Here is a 19,889-nt window from a genome sequence, read left to right as displayed (position 1 = left end):
TGCAATTGTTTGCGAGCGAGGGGCGGGCGCATGGCGGGTGAAAGGCTGGAAGACATTCTGGCGCCGGGGCTTTCGGTGGTGTTCTGCGGGATCAATCCGGGGTTACTCGCGGCGGCGCAGGGGCATCATTTTGCCGGGCGCGGGAATCGCTTCTGGCGCACCTTGCATCTGGCCGGGTTTACGCCGCATGAGGTGCAGGCGGAGGACGATCAAAGCATCCTGCAATTTGGCTGCGGCTTGACGGCGGTGGTCGAGCGGCCGACGGCGCGGGCAGATCAGTTGGCGGCGCAGGAGTTCGTCGCGGCGGCTCTGGGCTTTGAACAGAAGATCAGCCGCTATGCGCCGCGTTATGTGGCGTTTCTCGGCAAGGCTGCGTATGCCGCGTTGTCGGGGCAGAAAGTGGTGGCGTGGGGAGCGCAGGCGAAGACTTTGGGGGGCGCGCACGTGTGGGTATTGCCCAACCCCAGTGGGCGCAATCGGGTGTTCTCCCTTGAGCAATTGGTCGCGGCCTATCAGGAATTGCATCAGGCATTGATCGCAGGCCGATCCAGCGGGGTTGTTCAACGCCAGCCTGGAGGGCAACACCCGGCGGGCGATTGATTTTCACGAGGGCGATCCGGTCGATGAGCAGGCCTTGAAAGCGCTGATTCGCGAGGCGATTGCGCTGAAGGTGTCGAAGTAAATCGTGGCGTTTGCCTTGATTCAGAAAATAACTGGCTGTTTTAAAACAAATTTTTTTGCACTCGGGGCTTCCCAGATCAAAAAAAGGTTGGTAAATTGCGGCCCATTCTCGCAGAGCTTGTTACAGAGCTTGAGACACAGGGGCGTCGCCAAGCGGTAAGGCAGCAGGTTTTGATCCTGCCATGCGTTGGTTCGAATCCAGCCGCCCCTGCCATATTCAGAAAAAACGCCAGTCCGGAAGGGCTGGCGTTTTTTTATGCGTGTGATTTTTGTCCGGCAGCGAGGGTTGCCTGAGCCGCACCGGAAGACTGTTGTAAACTGCCCCGCGAAAAGTCCCGGCGGGTTGTTGGCCGGCGACCCTCATTCTCTCCAGACCAGAGACTTACATGGCTAATCACGACCTCAGCTTCACCCCTGATCCGGATGCGGATTCGATTTCCTCGGATGTTGTCGGTTTCAACGGCATTCTGGTCTCGACCCAGATCCCGACCCGCGCCGATGGCAGCCTGGAACTGGGGGATATCACCCTGCAAAGCGAATGCACCCTGCAGGCGCTGAAAGTGGCGCTGGAGCGGGCGGGCAGTTCGATGGATCGGGTGATGCACCTGACCATTTACCTCACCGACATGGCCGACCGCGCTGCGTTCAATGAAGTCTACAAGCGCTTCTTCGCCAAGCCATGGCCGGTGCGCGCGGCGGTGGGCGTGGCGTCGCTGGCGGTGGAAGGCATGCGCGTGGAAGTCACCGCGATGGCCGCCAAGGCCTGATCAACCTGCAAAACCGTGCTGGTGGCCAGCGATGACGCCCGGCCATCCAGCACTCGTCTGCGTACTTACTTCAGCGCATCAGCCAGCGGCAACCGCGCCATGTGCCTGGCTTTCAGTGAGCCCAGGTACAGCCAGTCCCCATACTCGCGCGCCGTGGTGATCGGCGAGTAATTGCCGCTGCTGGCGTCCTGCAGATTGGCGATCACCTTGCCCTGCAGATCCAGCCCCAGCACAAACCCGCGTTTCTCCACCGGTTTGGGCAGCACAGTCAGTGCCCGGACGATCATCGTGCGCACCCACGGATGCCCGGCGGTGCCGTCGAGCAAGGCACTGCGCGGTGCGTAGAGGGCGACCCAGAAGCGGTTGCTGCCATTGAACGCGAGGTTGTCCGGCAAACCGGGCAGGTTGTCGATGAACACGTCGTGGATGCCGGCCTTGGGGCCCGTCAGCCAGTAACGACTGATGCGGTAGGCGCCGGTTTCGTTGACCAGCACATAAGCGTCGTCCGGGCCGAGTGTCACGCCGTTGGCGAACTGCAATTTGTCCAGCAGCACGCTGGTTTTGCCGGTCTGAAAGTCGTAGCGCAGCAAACGCCCGTCACCGCCATGTTCGATGATCGCCTCACCGTCGTGGCCGTAACCCCAGCGGCTGCTGGCATCGCTGAAATAGGCGTAGTGCCCGGACTTGTCGATCGCCACGTCGTCGGTAAAACCGAAGGGCAGGCCATTGGCCTCGGTGGTCAGAGGAATCAGTCGACCCTGCGCGTCGAGCGAGAGCAGGCCTTTGACCGCGTCGGCAATCACCAGCAGACCGTTGGGATGCCGCGCCAGCCCGAGAGGGCGACCGCCCGTGTCGCTCAGGACTTGGCGTGTCTTGCCATCGAGGCTGGTGCGAATCAGCCGCCCGTCATGCAGGCCGGTGATCAGGAAGTCGCCTTCCAGCAGCAGTGCTTCAGGGCCGTCGATGTCGCCCGGCCCAACCTGTTCGACGGCATTGAGCCGCTGGTTTTCGGCGTACAGCCCTTCGCTCAGTGACGGTGCCGCTGGCGGTTTCCACGCCACCGGTTGAACCCTGGTTGGCATCAACAGCAAGAACGCGATGACGAGAACGACCAGCAGTAACAGCAGGCGCTTCATGAATGTTGCCCCGTCAGCGTCAGGTGCTTGAGTGCCATGTCGCGCAGGGCCTGCATCGATGTGGCCGATTCACGTTCGATGCGGCGCTTCAACAGCAACAGGTTGGCAACGCGCATGCCCAAGCCGTCGAAGCGATAATCCAGGGTACGCACGAACCGTGTGCCGTCGCCTTCGGCCGTGCATTCGTAGGTCAGCCGCAACGACAGACCGTGGTCACCGCGCGCCCGCGCGCACCAGCGCCGGCCGGGGAGATACTCGGTGACCTCCCAGCGCAAATGACCGGCGCGCCCGCCGGCATGAATGTCTTCTTCGAAATGTGCGCCGGCGTGCAGCGGGCCTTGCGGGCCGTCGATTTTCAGCGACGAGGGATGCCACTGCGGCCAATGGTTGACGCTGGCGGCGTAGCGAAGGACGGCAATGGGTTCGCCGGCGATATCGATCTGGTGCTGCATGCGGGTCATGGCGGGTCTCGAATGGCGCAACGGGGCGGGTTGCGGCTCCCAGTACAGGGTGCCGAACAGGTAATCCATCAACGGCAGAACGATATTGAAATTGCGTTCCTGCATGCACTCGCGACGGTGATGCAGTTCATGCAGATGACGCATCTGGCGGATCCACGGCAGGCGAGTCAGCGGATTATCGGGCGGCAGATGTTCGCAGGCGTGAAACACCTCGTAGGTCAGGTAGCCCAGCACCATGCAGCCGCCGAACAGCCCGGCGACATTGGCGTTGAACTGTGCGAGCAGCCACCAGAGCGGCAAGGTGAAAAGCAGCGTATGCACGACGATAAGCCAGGCCGGAAACAGAATCACTCGCCAGTCGCGAGCGCCGTCGTAGGTCATGTGGCCGGGAGTGAAAAAGCTGTGGTGGTCACCGGCATGCCGCGCATAGAACAGCTTGGCGAACGTCTTTTTATGGTGGCCGAGATGGCGATGGACCATGTACACGCCAACGTTGAACAACAGCAGGGTCAGCGGCACGCTCAGCCATTCCAGTGGCTGTACCTGACGTGCGCTGCGCCAGAAGGCGCCGATCGCCAGCACGCCGAACAGCAGCACGAAAGCGCCGTGCAGCCACGGGTTGTACAACGGATGAATGGCCGCACGGTAGCGGCTGCGGAATGCCTCGGTGGTCTGCCTCAATGCGTTCACCTGCGGGTATTGTTGTTATACCCGGCAGATTAGCCGATCGGGCCGTTTGTGCAGGCCGGACCTTGAGGTCAGTTGTGCCATGCTCCGGTGTAAAGCGGCCGACTCAGCTCAACGGGTTCCAGCGCTGCGACCAGTCGTCATCGGTCTCGATCACCTGGCGCAACAGATCAAAGGCCTGTTGCAGGGTCGCCGAGTCTCGCTCGCGGGCGTACACCAAATAAGTTGGATAGCCGAATTCCGGGGCTTTGGTCACCGCTTCCAGCGCGCCGGTTTCCAGATAGCTGCGCACCACACGGGTGCGAAAGTAGCCGCTGCCGCCGTGTTCGAGGATGTATTGCAGGGCCAGCGGGCCGAGGTTGAAACTCAGCGCGGCTTTGGCCTTGTCTGGCAGGGCGGCGTCGTGCTGGCGACGGAAGTCCGGCCCCCAGTCGATGTAGACGTAAGGATCCGGGCGGTTTGGCGCACGCACCAGAATCAGTTTTTCTTCCAGTACCTGCTCGACTTGCAGGCCGGGCCAATATTCCGGCTGATAGACCAGCGCGGCATCGAGCACACCGAGTTCGAGTTGGCGCAGCAGGTTTTCGCCGTCGCGGATTTCCATGCGCAGGGCATGTCCGGGGATTTTTTCGCGCAGTTCGGCGGCCCAACTGAGCATCAAAGGGTTGCACAGGCTGACTTCACCGCCGATGTGCAGCACGTTGTGATAGCCGTCCAGCAGCGGCAAGTCGCGCCGCGCGGCTTCCCAGGTCTGCACCAGTTGATTGGCGTAGACCACGAAGGCCTCGCCATTGGCCGTCAGTTTCGCCCCGGCGCGGTTGCGCACGAACAGCGTGCTGCCCAGCTGACTTTCGAGCTTCTGCACCCGGGCGGTGATCGCCGTTTGTGTGACGAACAACTTCTGCGCCGCCGCGGCGAGGCTACCGTGGCGGACGATTTCCAGAAAGGTGCGGGCGAGGTCGATGTCCATGGGCGGGCCGGTGTCTGAGGTGCGGGCATTGTAAGTGCCGGCTCGCCACCGCGTCATCGTTCATTGCGCTGCGGTTTCCATGGATTTCGTGAGCGATGCAAACCCCTGCAGGAGTGAGCCTGCTCGCGGTGGCGGAATGTCTGCCAAACCAGTGCCGCCCGAGACACCGCCATCGCTGGCAAGCCAGCTCCCACAGGTACTGTGTCGGACGCAGAACCCTGTGGGAGGAATGTCTGCCAAACCAGTGTCGCCCGAGACACCGCCATCGCTGGCAAGCCAGCTCCCACAGGTACTGTGTCGGACGCAGAACCCTGTGGGCGTCTGGCTTGCCAGCGATGAGGCCGTAGTGGGCGCTGAAGCTCAACCCGCCAACTCAACCTTGCGCACCCGCGCCCAGTCTTCTACCAGCCGCGCCGGCGTGCCGCAGGCCTTGCGCTTGTAGACGAAGTGGCCGCACTTCTCGGCAAACTGGTTGCGGTTGTAGAGCATGTCTTCCTGCATTTCCTGCAGTTCGTTTTCCCGGCATTGCTCGATCAGCACCTGATCAACCCGCAATTTGCGCTCACGCACGGCGGCATAGGTCGGGTCGGTCAATGTCGCATTGGCCCGTTGCAGCAACCATAACGAAAACTCGTCCGGGCAGCGCGGACCGATCTCCTGGACCATGCCCAGTTGCAGCGCCTGCGTGGCGCTGATTGGCAGGCAGGCCTGGGTCAGTTGTTCGGCCACCGTCGGGCCGACAGCGCGGGGCAGGCTGTAGGTCCAGTATTCCGAGCCATACAGGCCCATGCTTTTGTAATGCGGATTGAGCACGATGTCGGCCCGGGCAAACACGATGTCGGCGGCCAGTGCGAGCATCACGCCGCCGGCTCCGGCATTGCCGGTCACGCCGCTGACCACCAGTTGCTGCGCGCTGAGCAGCTCGGCGCAGACATCGTCGATCGCCTGAATATTGGCCCAGGCCTCGGCGCCCGGATCCTGCGCGGCCTGGATCACGTTCAGGTGCACACCGTTGGAAAAACTGCCGCGCCCGCCCTTGATCAACAGCACGCGGGTGTCCCGCGATTTGGCCCAGCGCAGCGCTTCGACCATACGCTGACACTGTTCGGTACTCATCGCGCCGTTGTAGAACTCGAAGGTCAGCTCCCCGACATGCCCGGATTCACGGTAGCGGATCGGCTGATACGCCTCCTCATTGAACGGCTCGCGGGCGATTGACCAGTCGAGCGTCGGCACGTCGGCCAGTTGCCCGGCCAGCACGTGCCGCGCCGGTTGCTTGAAGGTTTCTTCGCCGGGCAGTGGTTTGCGCCGCAACGAACCGATCCACAGGCTGTGATCACCGGTGGCAACCAGTACCGCATCGTCATGCACCGCGAGGATCTTGCCGGGAATGCCGGTGCGTTGATCAAGGTGCGCGTCGTACACGTAATACTGCCCGCCGGCCAGACTCGCCAGTACACCGGGCTGGCCGTCAGCGGCGTCAATGCAGCGTTTGATGAATCGCGAGCAGTCGTGCCAGCTGAAGGTGCGGTCGGCCTGCTTCATGTTCGGTTGCAGGCGGCCACGGACTTTGGGATCGCTGTAATCCAGTGCGACAGGGACAAAGCCGTCGATGAATTTTTCGACCACTTCGCGAATACAGCGAATCGCCGCATCGCTGACTCGACCGTTGTACAACTCGGACTTGCGCAAGCCCGGCGGCAGATTGAATTCGCAGGTGGCCCAGACCGGGCCGGCGTCCATTTCCTCCACCGCTTGCAGGGCGGTCACGCCCCAACTTGTCAGTTCATTGGTGATCGCCCAGTCCAGCGCGCTGGCGCCACGATCGCCGACGATGCCCGGATGAATGATCACCACCGGCCGCAGGAGATTGCTCCACAGCGCTTGCGGCACGCGGTCCTTGAGGAACGGGCAGATCACCAGATCGGCGCCGCTGTGCTCGATCTGTTCGCACACCGAAGCCTCGTCGGTGAACACCACAACGCTGGGCGAATGCCCGGCCTGGCGCAGTTCCAGCCAGGCGCGTTGAGTCAGGCCGTTGAAGGCCGAGGACAGCAGAATAATCTTCAGTGATCGCATGGTTTTCTTCCTTGAAAGGGCTGCCGTGGGCTCCTGATGAGCCGTCCCTGGCATTCGATGGAGCGCGCAGATTAGTCAGTGCTGCAGCGCTGGCAACTGATCCGGGTCAACGTTGTGTGAGTCAATATTTCCCCGGCGATGAGGCTCCTTATTCTCAAAGGTTTGACTGTCCTGATTTTTTATTACTTCAAATGTAAGCAGCGCTATTGCACAGTCGCGCCAGATCAGGAGTCGGACGATCCCGGCAGAACGATGGTTTTTCGCAGCGGGTGGGACCCGTTTCAGGGAGCAAGACATGGGTGATGTTCAAAACCCGCATGACCGGATCATTGGGCAAATGTTCCAAAAGGACTATCGCTGGCTGTGCGCTGCCGTTGGCCGCACGCTGGGTTGCCCGCACAGTGCACAGGACATCGCCTCGGAAACTTTTCTGCGGGTATTGACCCTGCCGGACCCGACCGCGATTCGTGAACCGAGGGCGCTGTTGACCACCATCGCCCGACGGCTGATGTATGAAGGCTGGCGTCGCCAGGACCTGGAACGCGCCTATCTGGAAAGCCTGGCCCTGGCGCCGGAACCGGTGCATCCATCGCCGGAGGAACGCGCGCTGGTGATCGAAGCGCTGTTGGCGGTCGATCGCCTGCTCAATGGCTTGTCGGCCAAGGCCAAAGCGGCGTTTCTCTACCATCAGCTCGACGGTTTGACTTACAGCGAAATCGGCGAACGGCTTGGGGTTTCCACCAGTCGGGTGCAGCAATACATGGTCGAGGCGTTCAAACGCTGCTATCAGGCGATGCAGGCATGAGGCCGGACGACGCGGTGATCGATGAGGCGGCGCAGTGGATGGCGCTGTTGCAGTCCGGTGAAGCCAGCGCTGGCGAGCGTGCGGCGTTCGACGCGTGGCGGGCAGCCGACCCGCGACATCAGCGGATCATCGAACAAATGGACGGCGGTTTGAACCTGCTGCGCCATCCGGACTTGCGCGGGCTGCCCCGCAACAGTCTGCTGCACAGCCTGAATGCGCCGTCGAGTCGTCGGCGTTTTCTCAGCGGTAGCCTGAGTGTGCTCGGGATTGCCGTGCTGGCCGGATTGCTCGGGCGCCGCTACGGCTGGCTGCCGGAGGCGGGGGAGTTGGCGACCGGCACCGGCGAGCGGCGCGACTTTACCCTGGAAGATGGCAGTGCACTGAGTCTGAATGCCCGCACGCGGGTGGTGGCGCAATTCGATGCGACTCAACGCTTGTTGGCGTTACGCTCGGGTGAGTTGCTGGTGAACGTCGCCAAGGATCCCGCGCGGCCATTCGTGGTCGAGACCGAACATGGGCGGATGCGGGCGCTGGGCACTAAATTTCTCGTGCAACAGGGCGACGATTTTACGCGGCTGGTGATGCTGCATTCGCAGGTCGAAGTGGTCACCGCCGGCGGTGCACGGCAAGTGGTGGAGGCGGGGGAGAGTCTGCTGTTCAACGCTCAGGACATTCTGGCGCTGGAGCGCAGCAGCGGACAGGAAAGCGCGTGGGTGCAAGGTCGCCTGGAAGTGCGCGACCAGCCACTGAGCGAAGTGATCGACAGCCTGCGTCGCTATCGCCGGGGCATTCTGCACCTGAGTCCCGATGTGGCCGATCTGCGCCTGAGCGGTCTCTATCCGCTGGACGACAGTGACCGCACTCTGCAATTGCTGGAGCGCTCGCTGCCGATTCGCGTCACATGGCACAACCCTTACTGGGTCAGCATCGAACCCTCAATTCCACCTAACACCCTGTAGGAGCTGCCGCAGGCTGCGATCTTTTGATCTTTAAAAGCGAAAATCAAAAGATCGCAGCCTGCGGCAGCTCCTACACAAATGTGTGTGGAGTCCGGTTATAGGTTTATGACTTCTTGGCCTAATCGCCGCCCTATAAAAAGCGCCGGCCCGCTGCTCATTCCCTGCAGACGCCTTCAACAGGGAAGCCCTTGATGATTTCATTCAAACAACAATTACCTCGCCTGACTCTCGCCGCCGCATTGGCGATGGGGCTGGTGCCGATCGCGGTGTATGCGCAGGACTCTGCGGCCCAGGTCTACACCTTCGACATCGCCAGCGGCCCGCTGGATGAGGTTTTGCTGGATATCTCGCGCCAGACCGGCGTACCGATTTCCTTCAGTCAGAATCTGGTGGAGGGCAAACGCAGCAGTGCCGTGCGCGGCGCGTTGGGCGGGCGTCAGGCGGTCGAGAAAGCGTTGCTCGGCAGTGGCCTGCATGTCGAGCAGAGTGCCCAGGGCCTGAGCGTGCGCGAAGGCGCGGCGAGTACGCCGGTAGCGGCCAAAGTCAGCGCCGCGGCCCCGGCCACCAGCGCCGATTACCGCATGGAAAAAGTCACCGTCACCGGCTCGCGAATCGCTCGTGCACAGAGCGATGGCGCGACTCCGGTCAACGTCATCACCCACGAAGAGATGGAGGCGCGCGGCTACAAGAACGTCTATGACGCCTTGGCGACGCAGACGCAAAACACCGGCATGACCCAGGGCGAGGACTACGGCAATACCTGGCAACCGGCGGCCAGCGCGATCAACCTGCGGGGCCTTGGCCCCAATCACACGCTGGTGTTGATCAACGGCCGGCGCGTCGCCGATTACCCGACGCCGTACGACGGCAAAGTCAACTTCACCAACCTGGCGAACATTCCTTCGGCAGTCATCGAACGCATCGAAATTCTCAGCAGCGGCGCTTCGGCAATCTACGGTTCTGACGCGATTGCCGGGGTGGTCAACATCATTCTCAAGAAGCAGATCAATGGCATCGACGTCAATCTCAAGGGCGGTACCAGTGAGCGTGGCGGTGGCGACAATCAGCGCCTGCAAATCAGCGGCGGCGGCAGTTGGGGCGACTTCGACGGCTTGTTCGGCCTGGAGCTGACCAACCGAGAGCCGATCTGGGCCGATGATCGCGGCTTCATGCAGAGCGGCCCGCTGGCGGACGTCGGTTACCGTCGCGACCTGAGCAATAACCGCTACCTCGGCCCCGGTTGCGGCGCCTATCAAGGCACCTTCGACAACAAGCTGCTGAACAACGGCGGACGCTGCCGCACCGATCAGATGTACAACGATTACTGGACCATTCAGACGCAAAAGGAAAACTACGACGGCTACACCCGTGGCACCTGGCACTTCAGCGACAGCGGTCAGGTGTTTGCCGACTTGATGTATGGCCTCGATCACATTCAGAACAACACCCGTGGCCCGACGTTCACTTCGCCGGACTTCATCAACCAGAACAGCGGCAATCTCGAGCGCTGGTATCGCCGTTACGGCGAAGAGGAAATCGGTGGCCGCACCAGCAACAACAGCAAATGGACCGACACGTCGTGGACCGGCACCCTCGGCCTCTCGGACAAGATCGCCGACACCGGCTGGCGTTATGACCTGGCGGCCAACCGCTCGGAATATCGCAGCGTCAGAACCACGCGCTACACGCCGCTGTCCTCGATTCAGGATTTCTACCTCGGCCCGCAACTGGGCACGCGTGACGGTTACCCGGTGTTCGCCCCGGATGCCTCGCGTCTCGATCGTCCGCTGACGCCCCAAGAGTGGGAGCAGTTTCGCAGCAACCTGACACAGCGCAGCAAGTCGGTTTCCACCAGCTACAACGCGTCGATCAACGGTGACCTGTTTGACCTGCCGGCCGGCCCGGTCGGATTTGCCGGGGTGCTGGAAGCGGGCAAGCAGGAGTATCGCGTCGACCCGGACGACGGACTGAATGACGGCACTTTCTATGGTGTGAGCCCGGCACAAAGTTCCGGTGGTTCGCGCAAGCGTTACGCCGCCGGTGGCGAGTTCAGCATTCCGGTCACTGACACCGTGCTGGCCACTGCTGCCGGACGTTGGGACCAGTACAAATTCAGTGGCCGCAGCGAGCAGCAGAAAACCTACAACCTTGGGCTGGAGTGGCGCCCGATCACCAGCCTGTTGCTGCGCGGCAGTTACGGCACCAGTTTCCGCGCGCCGGATCTGAATTACATCTACCAGTCCGACAGCAACGGGTACTACCCGGCGCAGATCGACTACTACGGTTGCAGCCAGGGCGTGCAGGGCGCGTGTGATCGCGGGCGGGTCGATTACACCCAGAGCGGCACCCCGGACCTTGAGTCCGAACGCGGCAAATCCTGGACCTACGGTTTTGTCTGGTCGCCGTCGCGCAATTTCGATTTCTCCACGGATTTCTGGCGCGTAGAGATTGATGACCTGCTGACCACCGTCGACGAAAACCGCCTGTTGCAGCAAGAGAACGAATGCCGCAACGGCACCCAGGACATCAACTCGGCCAACTGCCAGTCGACCCTGGCGCGCATCGACCGCAACCCGGGCAATGCCGCCATCGATCCGAATCAGTTGCAACGGGTGCGGGTCAACGCGATCAACGCCGCCAGCGAGCGGGTCAGTGGTCTGGACTTCAAGAGCAATATCCGCTGGGGCGCCGGCCAGTACGGTGCGTTCAGTTCGGCGCTGGGCTATACCCTGGTGCTTTCGCATTTCTATAAAGAGTCGAACGAGGCGCCGACCCAGGACTGGCGCACATCGCGGACCAATTACGACTGGCGCAGCAAGGTCAACGCCAGTTTGACCTGGGATTACCAGAAGGCCACGGCGACGCTGATGGGCATTCGCTATGGGTCGGTGACCAACGGCGCGGGTGACGGGCGCCTGTCGCCGTGGACGGTGTTCAACGCCAGTGCGCGATACAAACTCAATGACCGCGCCAGCGTCGGGCTGACCGTGAACAACGTGCTCAACCAGATCAAACACGATGACTCGGCTGGCTGGCCGTATTACCCGACCGGTAACTATGACCCGTACGGGCGGCAGTGGTGGCTGGATGTGAGTTATCACTTCGGCAGTTGAGCGCACGGTATTCGTGGGTAATGTCCTACGGAAACAGGTCTGGATTTCGTAGAAACGGGGATATTTCCGACGACATTCTCAGGTTGGTCGTCGGAAGCGCGATCTATAGCATCGGAGCTGACATTGAAGTCGTAAACGGCTTGGACGCTCAGGCCTCTGATAACGGATGGATTATGCGAACTCCCCACCTCGAATACGAAACGCCTGCTTATTCCCATCGCCTTCACTGGCGCACCGATCGTGCCAGATGCCCCATGGAGGAGGTCACGATGCCCAGCGTCAAGGTACCCCGGCTGACGGGGGTGAAGAGGGCCGAGGGCAGACCTGTCGACTTGCTCGTGAATGGCCGGAACATAGGTGACGATGCCTTTCTGATCGTTGACCTGACCGATGAAGGTTTTGAGCTGAACGATGTCGTCAACATGCTTTCAACCTCTGAGCTTTATCTGCAAGGCGACATGGTCAAACGCATCACCGGCAAGTCGGTCAGCACCGTACGCCGATTACTGAAGGAAGGTAAAACGGTACGGCTTGACCCGCAGCAGAGCGTCGTCGCCTACCAATATGCCTTGGTGCTGGAAAAGGCCACTCGCGCCTTCGGGAGGCAGTCACGGGCCGAGGAGTGGCTGCGCAAGCCCAGCACCTACCTGAACGGTCGCGTCCCCGCGGAGTTTATTCGGCACTCACTGGGGTTTCAGATGGTGGAGCAGTATCTGGGGCAGCTGATATACGGGGTTTACACATGAATCCCTTGCCCTGGGACGAGCACTGGTATGCCTGGCGGCTGGATCCCGAGGTTTATGGCGGGACTTGGGACAGCGGGATGGGTTCAAATCTCAATGGTGGCCGATGGAACAAACCCGGACGACGAGTCGTTTATGCATCGGTCGATCCGTCGTCGGCCATTCTGGAGGTGGCAGCCAATCACAGCTTTGATGCGCTGGACAGTGAACCCTATGTACTCACGTGTTTTGAGGTCATCAACGAAGCAAAAGTGAAAATAGTGCAGCCTGAGGAAGTGCCGAATCCTTACTGGTTGAGCCCCGCCAAACCTTCACCCAATCAACAACTGTTTGCCGATTCGTTATTGGCAGAACATCCGTTTGTACTGATCCCCTCGGCGGCAACCCGCCATTCGTGGAATTTGCTGGTGAGCTGCGAATTGGCGGAGGGCCAGTTCAGGATGGTTTCTCAGGAGCGGTTTGGGCTGGATACCCGGTTGCTGAGGGAGATGGAACTGGTTTGATACACAGCTGGTTTTTTTGCATAACCTCATCACCCAACGGTCTAAATCGGGCTCTATAAAACCCTGCTGTCCATTGCACATCCCTGCATAAACCAAAACGCAGGGATGGCTGTTCATGATCCATTTTTCACCCGTTAGATCCCGTTTGAGCCTGGCCTTGCTGCTGGCGATCAATACCTTGCCGGCAGTTGCTGCCGACGAACCCACGACCCAGCTGCAACGGGTCGAAGTCACCGGCACCGCGATTCGCCGCGTCGATGCGGAAACCGCGGTGCCGGTCACAATCCTGCGAAATGAAGAATTGCGCGAGCAGGGCGTGAGCACCACAGAAGAACTGGTGAGCCGGATTTCCGCCAACCAGTCCTCGGTCGGCTCCGGCCGCTCAGTGGGTTCGAGCAGCGGCGGGGCGTCGTATGCCGATTTGCGTGGCATCGGCCCGAACAAGACGCTGGTGCTGCTCAATGGCCGGCGCCTGAGCAACAACGCGACCAACGCGATCAATGGCTCCGGGGTTGACCTGAACACCATTCCGTTCGCCGCCATTGATCGCGTCGAAGTGCTACGTGACGGCGCTTCGGCGTTGTACGGCACCGATGCGATCGGAGGGGTGATCAACTTCATCACCAAGACCAGCCTCACCGAAGGCCAGCTCAGCACCAACTACGACACGCCGACTCATGCCGGCGGTGGTGAAAGTCGTAACTTCAGTGGCAGCTGGGGCTTTGGCGATTTGCAGAATGACCGCTTCAACGTGTTCGGTGTGGTCAGTTACGACAAGCAGCAACGCCTGGCTGCCGAGGATCGTGGCTACACCTACAACTATCAGCCCGGACGCGGTCTCGATTACACCTCCGGCACCGCATCGCCGGCGAACTGGAGTCAGGGCCGCAATGCCACCAATCCGCTGGCCGGTTCCGGTTGCAACGCGCCGGGATTGCTGGCACGCAACGGTATTTGCCGCCAGAGCCTGTGGAACTATCTCGATCTGGTACCGGAAGCCGAGAAGACTTCGGCGTTCGCCAAAGCCACCGGCAAGCTCGCGGATGACCACAACGTCAGCCTCGAATACTTCTGGGCACGCAACGAAAACCGTACGCAGATCGGCCCTGGCACCTTGATGGGCAATCAGGTCAATCCCGGCACGACGTTCTATCCCGGCAACGGCATTACCCCAGGCCCCAACGGCTTCGCCCTCGACCCGACGCAACCGGTGGATGTGAACTGGCGAGAAACCGCCGTCGGCGCGCGCCAGCATGAAGACGACAACACTGGCCAGCGTTTGCTGTTGAACTTCGATGGCAGCGTGGTGGGTTGGGACTATAACGTCGGTGCGTCGTACAACCAAAACAAAGTGGTGAATGCCATTGAGGCCGGTTACGTCAACGACCGCGCCGTCAGTGCCGGTATCGCCAATGGCATCATCAACCCGTTTGGCGCGCAGACCGCTGCCGGACAGGCGTTGCTGGCGGCCAGCACGGTAGACGGCGATTACTCGACGGCGGTCGGTCGGGTGAAGGCGATTGACGGGCGTGTCAGCCGCGAAATTGGCGATTGGTTCGGCGCCGGCCCGTCGGCGCTGGCGCTGGGTGGCGAATACCGCAAGGAAGATTTTCACCAGGACTTCGCCCGGTTCGCCGCTGATGTGCAAAGCCTGGGTGTCGATCCGAATGCCAGCGTCGCCGGGGATCGCAGCGTCTCGGCGCAATACGCCGAGGTCAACGTGCCGGTACTCGACAGCCTGGAATTGTCCGCCGCCGTGCGCCACGACAAATACAGCGATTTCGGCAGCACCACCAACCCGAAATACTCGTTCCGCTTCCAGCCGTTCAAGGAGCTGGTTGTGCGTGGCGCCTACAGCGAGGGTTTCCGCGCGCCGTCGCTGTACGAGTTGTACAACCCGAACTTCACCACGTTCACCGTCGCCAACTACAACGACCCACGGCTGTGCGCTGGCGGTAATCCGAGCAACGGCGGGATCGCCAACCGCGACTGCGCCCAGCAGTTTTACAGCCGCACCGGTGGCAACACGGACCTGAGCCCGGAAACCGCGCGCAACGTCACCCTCGGTTTCGTCTATCAGCCGTTTGAGCGCCTGAGCACCGGGCTGGACTTCTGGTGGATCAACATCGCTAACCAGATCGCCGAATTCCCCGAGTCAGCGGTATTCGAGAACCCGGAACTGTACTCGGATCGCCTGGTGCGCAAGCCTGACGGCTCCATTGATCACATCGTCACGGGGCTGGCCAACCTCGGCAAGATCAAGACCAATGGTGTCGATGTCAGCTTCGATTACCGCCTGCCGAGCACCCCGTACGGCAACTTCGGTATCGGCCTGCAAGGCACCTATGTCAGCCGCTACGAGTATCAGCAGCAACTCAAGGGCGACTACATCGACAAGCTCGGCGATTTTCGTGGCGGCGACTTTTCCTCGGCCGGCGCTGTGGCTCGTTGGCGCCACAGCCTGACCGGCAGCTGGAACTACGGCCCCTACGGGGTGGCGCTGACCAACCGCTACACCAGCGGTTACCACGACTCCGACCGTGAGACTCACGATTACGTCGGCTCGTACAACGTCTGGGATCTGGCCGGCACCTACACCTGGCGCAAAACCCTGAGCGTGACCCTCGGTGCGAAGAACCTGTTCGACCGCGAGCCACCGTTCAGCAACCAAACCTACACCTTCCAGAGCGGCTACGACCCGAAGTACGGCGACCCGTTCGGGCGGACGCTGTACACGCGGGTCAATTACAAGTTCTGACCCGCTCTGTATAGGAGCTGCCGAAGGCTGCGATCTGTTGATCTTCAAAAGTCAAAAGATCGCAGCCTGCGGGAGCGGATTTCATGGAAGGGGCAGGTTTTAGTCACTTATTGATCTAAGCCTGCCCTATAAAAAACGCCGGCCTGTTGCACATCACAGGTAGGCAGGATGTTTGGTGATTGTTCGGGCGTCATCGCTGGCAAGCCAGCTCCCACAGGGATTTGTGAGCACCGCAAAATGTGTGGGAGCTGGCTTGCCAGCGATGAGGCCATAAACAGCGCCGTGCAAAAAAGGATCTGCCAATGTTCTCCAGGCTCATTCTGTTCAGCGCTTTTGCGCTGCTAAGCCCATTCAATTGGGCCGCTCCACAACCCGCGTTGACGGTCTACGGCGAAGCCCCCAAATTCGCCCCGGACTTCCAGCACCTGGCTTACACCAATCCCAACGCTCCCAAGGGCGGGACACTGCGCCGCTCTTCGCTGGAAAGCGGCCCGTTCGATCACCTGATTCCGTACATCGACAAAGGCACTGGCGTCGCCGAGATCGACGGCTGGCTCTACGCGCCGCTGGCCTATCGCAGCAAGGACGAACCCTACAGCGTCTACGGTCTGGTGGCGCAGCAGATGGAGCTGGATGCGGATCGCCGCTGGTTGCGCTTTTACCTCAACCCCAAGGCCCGGTTCGACGACGGCACGCCAATCACTGCCGAAGACGTGCGTTACACCTTCGAGCTGTTTATCACTCAGGGCAGCCTCAAATACCGCCAACAGTTTCGTGACGTCGCCGACGTCGTGGTGGAGTCGCCGACGCAAGTGCGCTTCAACTTCAAGAACAACGACAGCCGCACCTTGCCACTGGATCTGGCGACACTGCCGGTGTTGCCCGAACATTGGTGGCGCACGCGCAACTTCGCCGAGGGCGCCGGTTTCGAGATCCCGCCGGGCAGCGGCCCGTACCGCATCAGCGCGGTGGATGCCGGGCGCAGCGTGAAATTTCAACGCGTTGCCGACTGGTGGGCCAAGGACCTGCCGATCACGCGCGGCCTTTATAACTTCAATCACTTGAGTGTGGAGTTCTTCGCCGACACCGATGTTTCACGGCAAGTGCTCAAGGCTGGCGGCTTCGACTACAACCGCGAGTTTTCCGCGACCAGTTACACCATCGGCTATGCCGGGGCAGCGCTGGAGCAGGGCAAACTGCTCCGCGAACATCTGGCACCAGGTGCCGCGCAAGGTTCGCAGGGGTTCGTGTTCAACCTGCAAAAACCGCTGTTTCAGGATCGCCGGGTGCGGCAGGCGATCGCCATGCTCTGGGATTTCGAATGGAGCAACCGGCAGATGATGCGCAGCATGTACTTGCGCCAGCGCAGTTACTTCTCGCACAGCGCATTGGCGGCCACCGAGTTGCCGGACGCCGAGGAACTGAAAATCCTCGAACCGTGGCGCGGCAAGATCCCCGACGAGGTGTTCACGCAAGTCTTCGAAGCGCCGAAAACCGACGGCAGCGGCAACATTCGCGCCGAGCAGTTACAGGCCCTGAAACTGCTCGAAGCCGCCGGCTGGAAACCCCGTGGCGATCAGTTGGTGAACGCCAAAGGCGAGCCGCTGCAGTTCACCTTTCTCAACGGTCAGAAGGGTTTTGAAAGGCTGCTGCTGCCGTTCAAGCGCAACCTGGCGCAGATCGGTGTCGGCTTCGATATTCGCCAGGTCGACACCGCGCAATACACCAACCGCGTGCGCAATCGCGACTACGACATGATCGTCGTGGGTTACCCGGTGAGTCAGGCGCCGGGGCGCGAGATGTTCAATTACTTCGGCTCCGACGGCGCCGACGATCCCGGCTCGAATAACTACATGGTGCTGCGTGATCCGGCGGTCGATGCCTTGCTCGAAGGGCTGGTGCAAGCCGACAACCGCGAAAGCCTGCTGCGCCATGCCCACGCTCTGGATCGGGTGTTGCAGTGGGGTTACTACTGGATTCCCAATTACTACCCGCCGGGAATTTCCACGGTGTGGTGGAACCGTTTTGGCCGCCCGGCGACAGCGCCGCTGTATGACGCCGGGCTCGATACCTGGTGGGAAATCAGCCCGACCGCGCTGACCGCCACGCAGATGCAGCAACAGCAAAAGGAGTATGCGCATGTGGGGTTATAGCCTGCGGCGTCTGCTGCTGGTCGTGCCGACCTTGCTCGCCATTCTGCTGGTCAATTTCGTGATCGTGCAGGCCGCGCCGGGTGGCCCGGTGGAACAAGCCATCGCGCGCTTGCAGGGCATCGGAGTCGGCGCAGCGGTGGGCGGCGGTCATGTCGAAACCATTGGCGGCGAATCCCGCGCGACCCGTGGCCTGGACCCGAAACTGGTGGCCGACATCGAGCGTCAGTACGGCTTCGACAAACCGGCCGGTGAACGCCTGTGGCTGATGCTCAAAAGCTACGCGCACCTGGATTTCGGTCAGAGCTTTTTCCGCGGTGCCAGCGTCACCGAGCTGATCTGGCAAAAGCTCCCGGTGACCTTGTCGCTGGGCTTGTGGGCGACGTTGATCACTTATCTGGTGTCGATTCCTCTGGGCATCCGCAAGGCCGTGCACAACGGTTCGGCGTTCGATGTCTGGAGCAGCGTGGCGATCATCATCGGCTACGCAATGCCGGGCTTTCTGTTTGCGCTGCTGTTAATCATCGTGTTTGCCGGTGGCAGCGCGCTGGACTGGTTTCCGGTGCGCGGACTGGTCTCGGACAACTTCGCCGAGCTGTCGCCGTGGGGCAAGGTTGCCGATTACTTCTGGCATCTGGTGCTGCCGGTCACCGCGTTGGTGATCGGCGGATTCGCCACCCTGACGATCCTCACCAAGAACAGCTTTCTCAACGAGATCTCGCGGCTGTACGTGCTGACGGCGCGGGCCAAGGGCTTGAGCCAGCGTCAGGTGTTGTACGGCCACGTGTTCCGCAATGCGATGCTGCTGGTGGTCGCCGGATTACCGCAGGCACTGGTGACGGTGTTTTTCGGCGGCTCGTTGCTGATCGAAGTGATCTTCTCCCTCGATGGCCTCGGCCGTCTCAGTTACGAGGCGGCGGTGTCGCGTGACTACCCGGTGGTGTTCGGTTCGCTGTTCATCTTCACCCTGTTCGGCCTGCTGATAAAACTGCTCGGCGACCTGTGCTACACGCTGGTCGACCCGCGCATCGACTTCACCGCGAGGACTGTCTGATGCTGACTCTATCTCCCATCGGAAAGCGGCGCTGGGCGCGGTTCAAGGCGCATCGGCGTGGCTGGTGGTCGTTGTGGCTGTTTTTGCTGTTGTTCGGTCTGAGCCTGGGCGGCGAGCTCATCGCCAACGACAAACCGCTGCTGGTCGAGTATCAGGGCCAATGGTATTTCCCGGCTTTCAAACGCTACACCGAGCAGGATTTCGCCGGCGAACTGCCGTTCCAGCCGGACTATCGCAGCGCGCAGGTGCGGCAACTGATCGAAGAGCAGGGCGGACGGATGTGGTTTGCGCCGATCCCGTTCGGTTTCGATACCGTGAATTACGACCTGACCGATCCGGCACCGAGCCCGCCGAGCGCCGAGAACTGGCTGGGCACCGATGATCAGGCGCGGGATGTGCTCGCGCGGGTGATCTTTGGCACGCGGGTGTCGTTGCTGTTTGCCCTGGCGCTGACCGCTGCCAGTGCGCTGATCGGCATTGCGGCCGGTGCCTTGCAAGGCTATTACGGCGGTTGGGTCGATCTGCTCGGGCAGCGGTTGCTGGAGGTATGGTCGGGGCTGCCGGTGTTGTACCTGCTGATCATTCTGTCCGGGTTCGTCGAGCCGAATTTCTGGTGGTTGCTGGGGATCATGGCGCTGTTTTCCTGGCTGAGTCTGGTGGATGTGGTGCGCGCCGAGTTTCTGCGCAGCCGCGGTCTGGAATACGTGAAAGCCGCGCGGGCGTTGGGCGTTGGCGATGCGCAGGTGATCTGTCGGCACATCCTGCCCAATGCGATGAGCGCGACCCTGACGTACCTGCCGTTCATTCTCACCGGAGCGATTGCCACGCTGTCGGCACTGGATTTTCTCGGATTCGGCATGCCCGCCGGCAGCGCTTCGCTGGGCGAATTGATCGGTCAGGGCAAGAGCAATCTGCAAGCGCCGTGGTTAGGGCTGACGGCGTTTTTTGCCCTGGCGCTGATTCTTTCTCTGTTGGTGTTCATCGGTGAGGCTTGCCGAGATGCTTATGATCCAAGGACTTGAG

Annotated in this window: 15 protein-coding genes, 1 tRNA gene and 1 pseudogene; 13 read left to right on the top strand and 4 right to left on the bottom strand. The window is 61.3% G+C overall.

Annotated elements, in window-relative coordinates; all coding sequences use genetic code 11:
* Window positions 1-30: 30 nt before the first annotated feature.
* The 4 genes and pseudogenes from mug to AC193Q_RS07960 all read left to right on the top strand — a co-directional run bounded on the left by mug (window position 31) and on the right by AC193Q_RS07960 (window position 1,448).
* On the top strand, window positions 31-600 hold the full coding sequence (gene mug, locus AC193Q_RS07975) for a G/U mismatch-specific DNA glycosylase (RefSeq protein ID WP_121185834.1): 570 nt from the start codon (window positions 31-33) through the stop codon (window positions 598-600).
* Window positions 542-682 (top strand): annotated as a pseudogene (locus AC193Q_RS07970) (DUF1801 domain-containing protein); the annotation flags it as partial. The gene mug and the pseudogene AC193Q_RS07970, both read left to right, overlap by 59 nt.
* A 138-nt stretch (window positions 683-820) precedes the next feature.
* Window positions 821-895: transfer RNA gene (locus AC193Q_RS07965), tRNA-Gln, on the top strand.
* A 172-nt stretch (window positions 896-1,067) separates the two neighbouring features.
* Complete coding sequence (locus AC193Q_RS07960) at window positions 1,068-1,448, top strand: RidA family protein (RefSeq protein ID WP_025113298.1); 381 nt, start codon at window positions 1,068-1,070, stop codon at window positions 1,446-1,448.
* A 65-nt stretch (window positions 1,449-1,513) separates the two neighbouring features.
* On the opposite strand, the gene AC193Q_RS07955 is transcribed toward AC193Q_RS07960, so the two are convergent.
* The 4 genes from AC193Q_RS07955 to AC193Q_RS07940 form a co-directional block, all read right to left on the bottom strand.
* Window positions 1,514-2,584 (bottom strand): SMP-30/gluconolactonase/LRE family protein, encoded by a 1,071-nt coding sequence (locus AC193Q_RS07955; RefSeq protein ID WP_483879402.1) that lies wholly within the window; start codon window positions 2,582-2,584, stop codon window positions 1,514-1,516.
* On the bottom strand, window positions 2,581-3,726 hold the full coding sequence (locus tag AC193Q_RS07950; RefSeq protein WP_483879401.1) for a sterol desaturase/SRPBCC family protein: 1,146 nt from the start codon (window positions 3,724-3,726) through the stop codon (window positions 2,581-2,583). Before AC193Q_RS07950 ends, AC193Q_RS07955 begins: the two co-directional genes overlap by 4 nt.
* A 112-nt stretch (window positions 3,727-3,838) precedes the next feature.
* Complete coding sequence (locus tag AC193Q_RS07945; RefSeq protein ID WP_041072725.1) at window positions 3,839-4,702, bottom strand: LysR family transcriptional regulator; 864 nt, start codon at window positions 4,700-4,702, stop codon at window positions 3,839-3,841.
* Window positions 4,703-5,062: 360 nt separating this feature from the next.
* The gene (locus AC193Q_RS07940; protein WP_121185828.1) at window positions 5,063-6,781 is read right to left on the bottom strand and encodes a hydrogenase maturation protein; all 1,719 of its coding nucleotides are present in this window, start codon (window positions 6,779-6,781) and stop codon (window positions 5,063-5,065) included.
* Between the two features lie 295 nt (window positions 6,782-7,076).
* Between AC193Q_RS07940 and AC193Q_RS07935 the strand changes: the two genes are divergently transcribed.
* The 9 genes from AC193Q_RS07935 to AC193Q_RS07895 all read left to right on the top strand — a co-directional run bounded on the left by AC193Q_RS07935 (window position 7,077) and on the right by AC193Q_RS07895 (window position 19,888).
* Window positions 7,077-7,586, top strand: coding sequence for a sigma-70 family RNA polymerase sigma factor (locus AC193Q_RS07935; protein WP_047291417.1), 510 nt, complete (start codon window positions 7,077-7,079; stop codon window positions 7,584-7,586).
* The gene (locus AC193Q_RS07930; RefSeq protein ID WP_047291419.1) at window positions 7,583-8,545 is read left to right on the top strand and encodes a FecR domain-containing protein; all 963 of its coding nucleotides are present in this window, start codon (window positions 7,583-7,585) and stop codon (window positions 8,543-8,545) included. The genes AC193Q_RS07935 and AC193Q_RS07930 overlap by 4 nt, the downstream gene beginning before the upstream one ends.
* Window positions 8,546-8,736: 191 nt before the next feature.
* The gene (locus AC193Q_RS07925) at window positions 8,737-11,658 is read left to right on the top strand and encodes a TonB-dependent receptor (RefSeq protein ID WP_121185826.1); all 2,922 of its coding nucleotides are present in this window, start codon (window positions 8,737-8,739) and stop codon (window positions 11,656-11,658) included.
* Window positions 11,659-11,927: 269 nt separating this feature from the next.
* Window positions 11,928-12,404, top strand: a complete 477-nt coding sequence (locus AC193Q_RS07920) for an MbcA/ParS/Xre antitoxin family protein (protein WP_182401459.1) — start codon at window positions 11,928-11,930, stop codon at window positions 12,402-12,404.
* Complete coding sequence (locus tag AC193Q_RS07915) at window positions 12,401-12,904, top strand: RES family NAD+ phosphorylase (protein ID WP_108182862.1); 504 nt, start codon at window positions 12,401-12,403, stop codon at window positions 12,902-12,904. Before AC193Q_RS07920 ends, AC193Q_RS07915 begins: the two co-directional genes overlap by 4 nt.
* Window positions 12,905-13,019: 115 nt before the next feature.
* On the top strand, window positions 13,020-15,662 hold the full coding sequence (locus tag AC193Q_RS07910; RefSeq protein ID WP_121185824.1) for a TonB-dependent receptor: 2,643 nt from the start codon (window positions 13,020-13,022) through the stop codon (window positions 15,660-15,662).
* A gap of 302 nt (window positions 15,663-15,964) precedes the next feature.
* Complete coding sequence (locus AC193Q_RS07905; RefSeq protein ID WP_121185822.1) at window positions 15,965-17,815, top strand: extracellular solute-binding protein; 1,851 nt, start codon at window positions 15,965-15,967, stop codon at window positions 17,813-17,815.
* The gene (locus AC193Q_RS07900) at window positions 17,802-18,866 is read left to right on the top strand and encodes a microcin C ABC transporter permease YejB (RefSeq protein ID WP_047291428.1); all 1,065 of its coding nucleotides are present in this window, start codon (window positions 17,802-17,804) and stop codon (window positions 18,864-18,866) included. Before AC193Q_RS07905 ends, AC193Q_RS07900 begins: the two co-directional genes overlap by 14 nt.
* Window positions 18,866-19,888, top strand: coding sequence for an ABC transporter permease (locus tag AC193Q_RS07895; protein WP_121185820.1), 1,023 nt, complete (start codon window positions 18,866-18,868; stop codon window positions 19,886-19,888). Before AC193Q_RS07900 ends, AC193Q_RS07895 begins: the two co-directional genes overlap by 1 nt.
* Window position 19,889 lies beyond the last annotated feature (1 nt).

Source organism: Pseudomonas sp. F2 (genome assembly GCF_057174385.1).
The sequence above is the reverse complement of the archived record's forward strand: the minus strand, read 5'-3'. Positions and strand labels throughout refer to the sequence as shown.

What these genes read in the sequence shown, in the direction of transcription:
- mug (WP_121185834.1), top strand. Translation starts at nt 31, where the DNA reads ATGGCGGGTGAAAGGCTGGAAGACATTCTGGCGCCGGGGCTTTCGGTG.
- AC193Q_RS07960 (WP_025113298.1), top strand. Translation starts at nt 1,068, where the DNA reads ATGGCTAATCACGACCTCAGCTTCACCCCTGATCCGGATGCGGATTCG.
- AC193Q_RS07955 (WP_483879402.1), bottom strand. Translation starts at nt 2,584, where the DNA reads ATGAAGCGCCTGCTGTTACTGCTGGTCGTTCTCGTCATCGCGTTCTTG.
- AC193Q_RS07945 (WP_041072725.1), bottom strand. Translation starts at nt 4,702, where the DNA reads ATGGACATCGACCTCGCCCGCACCTTTCTGGAAATCGTCCGCCACGGT.
- AC193Q_RS07940 (WP_121185828.1), bottom strand. Translation starts at nt 6,781, where the DNA reads ATGCGATCACTGAAGATTATTCTGCTGTCCTCGGCCTTCAACGGCCTG.
- AC193Q_RS07935 (WP_047291417.1), top strand. Translation starts at nt 7,077, where the DNA reads ATGGGTGATGTTCAAAACCCGCATGACCGGATCATTGGGCAAATGTTC.
- AC193Q_RS07930 (WP_047291419.1), top strand. Translation starts at nt 7,583, where the DNA reads ATGAGGCCGGACGACGCGGTGATCGATGAGGCGGCGCAGTGGATGGCG.
- AC193Q_RS07925 (WP_121185826.1), top strand. Translation starts at nt 8,737, where the DNA reads ATGATTTCATTCAAACAACAATTACCTCGCCTGACTCTCGCCGCCGCA.
- AC193Q_RS07920 (WP_182401459.1), top strand. Translation starts at nt 11,928, where the DNA reads ATGCCCAGCGTCAAGGTACCCCGGCTGACGGGGGTGAAGAGGGCCGAG.
- AC193Q_RS07915 (WP_108182862.1), top strand. Translation starts at nt 12,401, where the DNA reads ATGAATCCCTTGCCCTGGGACGAGCACTGGTATGCCTGGCGGCTGGAT.
- AC193Q_RS07910 (WP_121185824.1), top strand. Translation starts at nt 13,020, where the DNA reads ATGATCCATTTTTCACCCGTTAGATCCCGTTTGAGCCTGGCCTTGCTG.
- AC193Q_RS07905 (WP_121185822.1), top strand. Translation starts at nt 15,965, where the DNA reads ATGTTCTCCAGGCTCATTCTGTTCAGCGCTTTTGCGCTGCTAAGCCCA.
- AC193Q_RS07900 (WP_047291428.1), top strand. Translation starts at nt 17,802, where the DNA reads ATGTGGGGTTATAGCCTGCGGCGTCTGCTGCTGGTCGTGCCGACCTTG.
- AC193Q_RS07895 (WP_121185820.1), top strand. Translation starts at nt 18,866, where the DNA reads ATGCTGACTCTATCTCCCATCGGAAAGCGGCGCTGGGCGCGGTTCAAG.